Raw genomic sequence first — 7960 nt, 5'->3', positions numbered from 1 at the left:
CGCCTGCCAGCGGGCCAGGACGTATTGCACGCCATACGGGTCGCCCGACCAAAGCAGGCTCGAATCCGCTGGGACATCACTGAACACGCCGGCGAGGACGGCAAATGCCGCCCGGCCGGTGAGCCAAAGCTCTTGGCACAGCCCCGGATCCAGCGCGGCGAGGGCCGCCGTATCGCCTTCCGCGAGCGCCCGCAGCACGTCGGCATCAACGGCGGCGGCCCGGTCGTCGAAGTGTCCGGGCGCCTTCTCGGTGCGTTTGGCGCTCCCGTCGGCGACGACCAGCAGGAGGATGCCTTCGCCCCATCCCCGTATGCCGTGCACGACCTCCGCGATCGCCGCACCATCCGCGTCGACCGGCACCGCGACGGGCGTGACGTCGCCCGTCCAGCCCGCGCGGGACAGCAGCTCGCGACCGATGCGGACGCCGAGCGGCCCACGGGTGTGACCGGCGGCGGGGTCGGCGGTGGTGACGATGGCGACCCGGTCGACGTCCCGCTGGTGAAGTAGCTCGGCGAGTGCGCGCACGCACCGCTCCCGGATCGCACCGAAAGGGTCCTGGAGCCCGACATAGTCCGGCAACTGCATGGGCGAGGACGGGACGACCAGCGCCACGACCGCGCATAGCACAACCGGCCGAGTCGGGCCATCCGTCCGTGCGGGGCCAACCGCTCGGGCGTCCGCAACCGGCCCGGTGGCCTTCGCTCGGGCCCCGCCGTCGGCCGCCGAACTCATTGCAGTCCCCGGGTCGTGATCGACGGAAGCCGTTGCCCCGCAATGGTGCTCACCATGTCGAGGACTTGCCGGGTCTCGGCGACCTCGTGTACGCGATAGATCTGCGCGCCGAGCCAGCCCGAGATAGCCGTGGTCGCGAGCGTGCCGATCAGCCGCTCGCCGACGGGCTTGTCCAGGGTTTCGCCCACGAAGTCCTTGTTGGACAGCGAGACGAGCACCGGCCAGCCCGTGGCGACCAACCGGTCCAGCTGCCGGGTCGCGGCCAGGGAATGCCAGGTGTTCTTGCCGAAGTCGTGCGCCGGATCGATGATGATCCGCTCCGGGTCGACGCCCATGGTCACGGCCCGATTTGCCTGCGTGAGAAGGGATTCGACGATGTCGGCGACCACGTCGTCATACTCGATCCGGAACGGCCGGGTGCGCGGAGTGACCCCGCCGGTGTGCGTGCAGACGAGCGCCGACCCGAACTCGGCGGCCACCTCAGGCAGCAGGGGGTCGTAGCCACCCCAGGCGTCGTTGATCAGGTCCGCGCCCACCGCACACACGGCGCGGGCGACCTCCGAGCGCCAGGTGTCGACGCTGATCACCAGATCGGGGAACTCCCCGCGCACCCAGGCGACGAAGTCCACGACCCGCCGCTTCTCCTCGGTCGCGTCGATCTCGTGCCCCGGCGCAGCCTTGATCCCGCCGATGTCCACGATGTCTGCGCCCTGCTCGACGACCTGCACGACCCGGTCCTTGGCCGCGTCCGTCGTCCACGTCAATCCCTTGTCGTAGAACGAATCCGGCGTCCGGTTGACGATCGCCATCACTAGCCGTGCGTCCGCGTCATACGTATGCCGCCCCAACCGCAGCCGCGTCCCGGCGCCCTGAGATCGTGCGGCGGAAGCCACACGGTTGACGGGGGCGAGGGTTGCGTCCTTGCCCGCGTCCGCGCGAACCAGCGCGGCGACGCCGGAGCGCGGCACGTCGCGGGGCTGCTCCGAGCCGGCCAAAACCGACGGCGCCCGGGAGGCAGCGCCGGGCTCGATCGGCGGCCGCTCACCCACCACCGGGAAGCGCGAACGCGGCACGAATCCGCCGGCCACCAGGTCGAACTGCCGCAACTCCACCCGCGCCGGCTCCCTCGCCACCTCGCGGCTGCCGAGCCGCACCTCCGCAGCCGCCAGCACCTGCAGCGCCATGGGGCCGAGCGTGTCGTGCCGCCGGTTGCGGTGGGTGCGCCGGCCCAGGTCGACCTGCGCGATCGAGTGCGCCCCGAAGACTTCGGCGACATCAATGAGAGCGGCGATCTCCACCCCGTATCCCATGGGCACCGACAGCCCGGCGAAGGTGCGGCGCCGGATCGCCCATTCCCCGGCGAGCGGCTGGACGATGTGCGCGAGATCCGGCCAGTGCAACGCCAGCAGCGGGCGGGCCACCAGCTCGGTGACCCGGCCACCCGACTCCGCCTCGTGCCCGTCGGCACCGAGCATCGGGCGGTCATAGACAGCCTTGACCAGATGCACGCCCGGGTCGGTCAGCAGCGGCCCCAGCAGGCCCGGAACGAAGTGCGCTCCCCACTCGACCAGGTCGGCGTCCACGAAGACCAGCAGGTCGCCCTGCGCGACCTGCGCGGCCTTCCACAGTGCCTCCCCCTTGCCCTCCGCCGGCCCGGCCTCGGGTCGAATATCCTTGGCCGAGAAGACTTTTGCGCCTGCGGCTCGCGCGCGCTCGGCGGTCGCGTCGATCGAGTCGCTGTCGATGACGACGATCTCGTCGACCAGGCCACCAGGGCCGCACCAGGCGCCGGCGATCCCGGTCACCACGGCCGCGACGCTGTCCTGCTCGTCGCGGGCGGGGATGACGACGGACACGCGGGTCGACGCTTTGGCGGCCACCAGGTCGTCGAGCGCCCAGTCGTCGGGTCGCCAGATGCGCGGCCGGGGGGTGGTCACGCGCGTCACTCTACGGGCGGCATACGGGTGTGCGGTTGCCGGTGCCCTGACCCACCGAGCTCAGGTGGACCAAGGCGCGCGTCAGAGGAAGGCGGCGTCCCACGGGCGATAGGTGGCCAGGCCCGTCAGGAGGCGGCGGCCGAGCGGCTCGATCCGGCCGTCGATCACCCGGACAGTGGCCCACGTCCGGTAGCGCGTGGCGATCATCGCCAGCCGCCCGGCGTAGTAGTCCTCCCAGTCCGAGTCGAAGGCCCAATCTGCTTGGGGCACAAGCAGTTCCATCGGATAGCCGTATGCCCGCGCCTCGCGGAACGCCGGAACGTCCAGCAGCAGCAATGGCCGGAATCCTCGCGTGGCCTCCTGCAGGTCGGCGACGTCGGCCAGCAGGCCCGGAATCGCCTCGGCCGGTGTTGCCACAGCGTCGATGAGCACGACGGGCAACCGCTCGGAGTGCTCGACCTCCTCGACGCCGCGCCCACCCTTGAGGAAGATCACGGGCACCCCGCCGGCGAAAGCGAACAGCCGAGTCGCGACATCGACCAGCGTCCGGTTGCCCTGGACCCCGTCGACAGCGCGATTGCCCACAGAACTGAGCCGGGGGGAGGACCGCACGGTCTGCGCCGCACGGACCAACCAGCGAGGTTTGCCGTCGCTCGTCCGCCCGCGCATCACGCCCGCCCTTCGCCCGGGTCGACACCCGCGCCGGCCACGACGTCGTCGATCGCGTCCGAGGGGCCTAAATCGGGCGGGCGACTCGCCTCGGACAGCACGGCCATCAACCGCGCCGCTGCGGCGGGAGCCCCATTGCCCGGGTCGGATGCGGCGGCCGAGCCCGCCATGTCCGCACCGTGGGCCAGCATCAGGCGCACCGCCTCGGATGCGTCGGGACCGGCGGCCGACGCGAGCGTGCGCGCCCAGCCCCGCTCCCCGGCATACGTCGCTCTCGCGACCTGATCGTCGAGCGAGGTCTCGGTGTTGGGCACAAAGAGGGCCGGCACGCCCAGCCGCAACAACTCGTGGAAGGAGTTGTAGCCGGCCGCCGAGATCACCACATCGAAAGCGCGGTAAAACCGCGCGAGCGGATAGGCCCGCACCAGATGCACATCGGCCGTATGCGCGCTTTCCGCGATCGCGACGTCGGTCACCGCCACCGCGCAGTCGTTGGCCCGCAGCGCCGCGGCCGCCCCACCGACCTCGCCGGTGGTGTCGTTGATATTCCCGGCGCCGAGCGACACCAAACCGATCCGGCCGTCGGCAGGCAGCCCGAGCGCCGCCCGAGCCTCCGCCCGCGTGACCAGTTCGGCCCCGTCGACCAGGGTCACCGGGCCCACACGGAAGGCGGGCGCGCTCGCCGACGCCCCTCGGTCCGCTTCGGCGGCCAGGTCCCCGGGCTCGATCACCTCGTCGAACCACGCCGACTTGGCCAGTTGATCGCTGTTGCGGCCGGTCTTCCACATCCCGCGCCGCGACCACACCCACCGCACGTCTGGGTGTGCGGCCCGGGCCTGATCGATCCCGCGATAGGGATGGGTGCCGTCGAAGACCACCAGCGCGGGCGCGATCCGTCCGACGGCCTCGGCTAGGCGTTCGGCGAAGAGCGGCTGCCATAGGGCCGACGTCATCCCGAGCGCACCCGCGGAGGGCAGGTATTCGTAGCGATAGCCATATCCCGCGACCACGGGCACCGCCTGCGACAACGAGAGCACATAGGGCTCGATGCGCGGGGGCAGGTGCTGCGCATAGGCCAGCAGGCGGGTCAGGTGCCCCATGCCAGCGCCATTGCTGGACATCAACAACACCCGCGTGCGGGGCGCGGGCCGGCCGGGATCACCAGGCACGCCGGCGATGGTGTCGGGCAGCGGAAAGTCGGGCGTCGACATGGTGGCCCGATCATGTCACGGCGGCAATGCCGCGCTGGGGAGCTGAGCTAGTATGTTGCGGGTTTGTGCGGGCTCTCAGGGCCGCATGCGTTGTTGCTGGCGACTCCCCCAATCACACCCGACGACCGGCCGTTTCAGCCTCGAGGAGCACTTACGTATGTCCGTTGACGTCGCGATCGTCGGTTTGGGCTATGTCGGCCTGCCACTGGCGCAGGAGGCCTCCCGGGTCGGCCTGAAGGTTCTTGGCTTCGACATCGGCCAGCGCGTGGTCGACGGCCTGAACGCCGGCCGCTCCCATGTCGATGACCTCTCCGACGGCGACATCGCCGAGATGACCACGGCCGGCTTCGAGGCCACCACCGACGCCAGCCGGCTTCGCGACGCCAAGACCATCGTCATCTGTGTGCCGACGCCCCTGTCCGAGGACGGCGGCCCGGACCTGGGCCCGGTCGTCTCGGCCGTGACGACGATCCGCGACAACCTCCAGAAGGGGATGCTTGTCATCCTCGAGTCGACGACCTACCCCGGCACTACCGACGAGGTCGTGCGCCCGATCCTGGAGGAGACCGGCCTGGTCGCCGGCACCGACTTCCACCTCGCCTTCTCCCCCGAGCGGATCGACCCGGGCAACGAGAAGTTCGGCGCCAAGAACACCCCCAAGGTCGTCGGTGGCCAGACCCCGGCCTGCGGCGACGCGGCCGCGGCGTTCTACGGCCAGTTCGTCGACACCGTCGTGCGCGCCAAGGGCACCCGCGAGGCCGAGACCGCCAAGCTTCTCGAGAACACCTACCGGCACATCAACATCGCCCTCGTCAACGAGATGGCGCGCTTCTGCCACGACCTCGGCATCGATCTGTGGGATGTCATCGACGCGGCCAAGACCAAGCCCTTCGGCTTTCAGGCGTTCTACCCCGGTCCGGGCGTCGGCGGGCACTGCATCCCGATCGACCCCAACTACCTCTCCCACAACGTCCGGGCCCGCCTCGGCTATCCCTTCCGCTTCGTGGAGCTGGCGCAGGAGATCAACGCGACCATGCCGGCATACGTCGTGCAGCGGGCGCAGAACATCCTCAACGAGGACGCGAAGCCGCTGCGCGGGTCGACCGTGCTACTGCTCGGCGTGACCTACAAGCCCAATATCGCCGATCAGCGGGAGTCGCCCGCAGTGCCACTCGCCAAGCAGTTGGCCGATAAGGGTGCCGTGGTGCAGTACCACGACCCGCACGTGACCGACTGGCGCGCCCTGGGCGATCGCGCGCAGCGCGTCGAGGACCTCGCCGGTGCCGTCGCTGCAGCCGACCTGGTGATCCTCATCCAGAATCACCGCGAGTATGACGTCGATGCGCTCGCCGCGACGGCGAACCGCTTCTTCGACACCCGCGGCGTCGCTGCCGAGGGCGAGAAGGTCAGCCGGCTGTGACGTCGGCGCCCGGCGGGGCTCCCCTCCCGCCGGCCCTGAGTGCCGAACAGGCCGCCGCCCTGGCCAAGGCCCACGGCCTCGAAGCGCTGGGCGGTCGGCCGCCGTTCGGCACCTATGTCCGTACCCTGTGGCGTCGCCGCTCCTTTCTGTGGACCCTGGCCAGCGCCGACGCCGCAGAGAAGAACTCCGAGGACCGCCTCGGCGTCATCTGGACGCTGCTCAACCCGCTGCTGCTGGTAGTCAGCTATTTCCTGATCTTTGGCCTGCTGCTGGACACCAAGCGCGGCGTGCAGAACTTCATCGGCTTCCTGTCCATCGGCGTGGTCGTCTTCGGCTTCAGCTCGGCCGCGATCACCAAGGGCACCAAAGCGATCGTCGGCAATCTCGGGCTGGTCCGGGCCCTGCGCTTCCCGCGCGCCCTGCTCCCCTTATCCGTGACGCTGTCCGAGGCGATCCGCACGCTCCCGGCGATGGCCGTTCTCATCGTGCTGATGCTCGTCACCCACGAGCCGGTGGGGCTGAAGTGGCTGCTCCTGCCGCTCGCTTTCGCCCTGCAGATCGCCATGATGGCCGGCCTGGTCCTGATGGGCGCCCGCCTGCTCAACATCTCCCGTGACATCGGCAATCTCATCCCGGTCGCCATCCGGTTGCTGCGCTATCTCTCCGGGGTCTTCTTCAGCATCGACCACTACGCGCGCCACCATGAGACCGTCCGCGACGTCCTCAACCTGCAGCCGTTCGCCCTGCCCATCACTCTCGTGCGGCAGAGCCTGATGACGGAGTTCCCGATCGTGTGGCCGTTCTGGGCGGCTGCCGGCCTGTGGGCCGTCGGGCTCCTGGTCGCCGGCCTATGGCTCTTTTGGCGGGACGAGGCGAAGTATGGCCGCGCCTGAGCCCCCCGGCACCGACTCCGCGAGCGCGGCGGCCAGCGAGCGCCGGCCGTCGGTGATCGTCAGCGGCGTCGACGTCACCTATCGCGTGCAGGGCGCGAAGAAGGCGGTCGCAAGCGTCGAGGAGGACGACGAGTCGCTCTTTCGTGGGCTCTTCCGGCGCGGCCGCGACCTGGCCACCATGCAGACCGTGGAGGCGGTCAAGGACGTCTCCTTCGTGGCCTATCACGGCGAGTCGATCGGCATCATCGGCCGCAATGGCTCCGGCAAATCGACCCTATTGCGCGCCATTGCCGGCCTGATCCCCCCGACCAAGGGACAGATCTGGATCAGCGGCGAGCCCTCCCTCCTCGGCGTCAACGCCGTCTTGATGAGCAAACTCACCGGCGAACGCAACATCTATGTCGGCGGGCAGGCCCTCGGCCTCAGCCGCGCGCAAGTGCGCGCCCGCTTCGAGGACATCGTGGAGTTCTCGGGCATCGGCGAAGCCGTGCACCGGCCGATGCAGACCTATTCCTCGGGGCAGGCGGCCCGCCTCCGCTTCGCCATCTCCACAGCCGCCGCCCCGGACATCTTGATGATCGACGAGGCCCTGGCCACGGGCGACGCCGACTTCAAGGAGCGCAGCGCCGCGCGGGTCGCCGAGATCCGCGAACAGGCGTCGACCGTCTTCCTGGTCTCGCACTCGAACGCCACGGTCCGCGACCTGTGCAACCGCGCGCTCTGGATGGAAAAGGGCGTCCTGCTCGCCGACGGCCCGGCCGAGGAGGTCGTCGCGGCCTACGAGGCCACCTTGCCGAAGAAGAAGCCACCGGCCAAGCCCAAGACCCCGCCGTCTGCCCCGAGCCCCACCATCCCGCCGGCCCCCAAGGACGCGTGACCACGATGCCGAGCGTCCTCGTGGTGACGGTCGTCCACGATCCCGAGGACTCCCGGATCCGGCATCGCCAGATCCCGGCACTCCTCGCCGACGGCTGGCAGGTCACGTATGCCGCGCCCTTCCGCGGCTACGAACGCCCCGCTCCGATCCTCGCGGGCATGCGGACGCTTGACCTCCCCCGGGCGGTCGGGCGCGACCGGGCCGCCGCCGCGCGGGCGGCG

The 7960-nt window shown here is 70.3% G+C and carries 7 protein-coding genes and 1 pseudogene; 4 read left to right on the top strand and 4 right to left on the bottom strand.

Annotation, left to right across the window (positions count from 1 at the left end):
* The 4 genes from PKH97_RS11000 to PKH97_RS10985 form a co-directional block, all read right to left on the bottom strand.
* The coding region (locus PKH97_RS11000; RefSeq protein WP_324387454.1) for a hypothetical protein at nt 1-612 on the bottom strand (612 nt) is incomplete at its 3' end.
* Nucleotides 613-728: 116 nt separating this feature from the next.
* Nucleotides 729-2669 (bottom strand): glucosyl-3-phosphoglycerate synthase, encoded by a 1941-nt coding sequence (locus tag PKH97_RS10995; RefSeq protein WP_324387453.1) that lies wholly within the window; start codon nt 2667-2669, stop codon nt 729-731.
* Nucleotides 2670-2750: 81 nt separating this feature from the next.
* The gene (locus tag PKH97_RS10990; protein ID WP_324387452.1) at nt 2751-3254 is read right to left on the bottom strand and encodes a hypothetical protein; all 504 of its coding nucleotides are present in this window, start codon (nt 3252-3254) and stop codon (nt 2751-2753) included.
* A gap of 83 nt (nt 3255-3337) precedes the next feature.
* Nucleotides 3338-4549, bottom strand: coding sequence for a glycosyltransferase (locus tag PKH97_RS10985; RefSeq protein ID WP_324387451.1), 1212 nt, complete (start codon nt 4547-4549; stop codon nt 3338-3340).
* Between the two features lie 157 nt (nt 4550-4706).
* On the opposite strand from PKH97_RS10985, the gene PKH97_RS10980 reads away from it, so the two are divergent.
* The 4 genes and pseudogenes from PKH97_RS10980 to PKH97_RS10965 form a co-directional block, all read left to right on the top strand.
* The gene (locus tag PKH97_RS10980) at nt 4707-5969 is read left to right on the top strand and encodes a nucleotide sugar dehydrogenase (protein WP_324387450.1); all 1263 of its coding nucleotides are present in this window, start codon (nt 4707-4709) and stop codon (nt 5967-5969) included.
* The gene (locus PKH97_RS10975) at nt 5966-6862 is read left to right on the top strand and encodes an ABC transporter permease (protein WP_324387449.1); all 897 of its coding nucleotides are present in this window, start codon (nt 5966-5968) and stop codon (nt 6860-6862) included. The genes PKH97_RS10980 and PKH97_RS10975 overlap by 4 nt, the downstream gene beginning before the upstream one ends.
* Nucleotides 6849-7739, top strand: coding sequence for an ABC transporter ATP-binding protein (locus PKH97_RS10970; protein ID WP_324387448.1), 891 nt, complete (start codon nt 6849-6851; stop codon nt 7737-7739). Before PKH97_RS10975 ends, PKH97_RS10970 begins: the two co-directional genes overlap by 14 nt.
* 5 nt (nt 7740-7744) lie before the next feature.
* A pseudogene (locus PKH97_RS10965) lies at nt 7745-7960 on the top strand (glycosyl transferase); the annotation flags it as partial.

Origin of the sequence: Nostocoides sp. (assembly GCF_035343835.1) — a bacterium.
Classification (GTDB): Bacteria; Actinomycetota; Actinomycetes; order Actinomycetales; family Dermatophilaceae; genus Nostocoides_A; species Nostocoides_A vanveenii.
The sequence above is the reverse complement of the archived record's forward strand: the minus strand, read 5'-3'. Positions and strand labels throughout refer to the sequence as shown.

What these genes read in the sequence shown, in the direction of transcription:
- PKH97_RS10985 (WP_324387451.1), bottom strand. Translation starts at nt 4,549, where the DNA reads ATGTCGACGCCCGACTTTCCGCTGCCCGACACCATCGCCGGCGTGCCT.
- PKH97_RS10980 (WP_324387450.1), top strand. Translation starts at nt 4,707, where the DNA reads ATGTCCGTTGACGTCGCGATCGTCGGTTTGGGCTATGTCGGCCTGCCA.
- PKH97_RS10970 (WP_324387448.1), top strand. Translation starts at nt 6,849, where the DNA reads ATGGCCGCGCCTGAGCCCCCCGGCACCGACTCCGCGAGCGCGGCGGCC.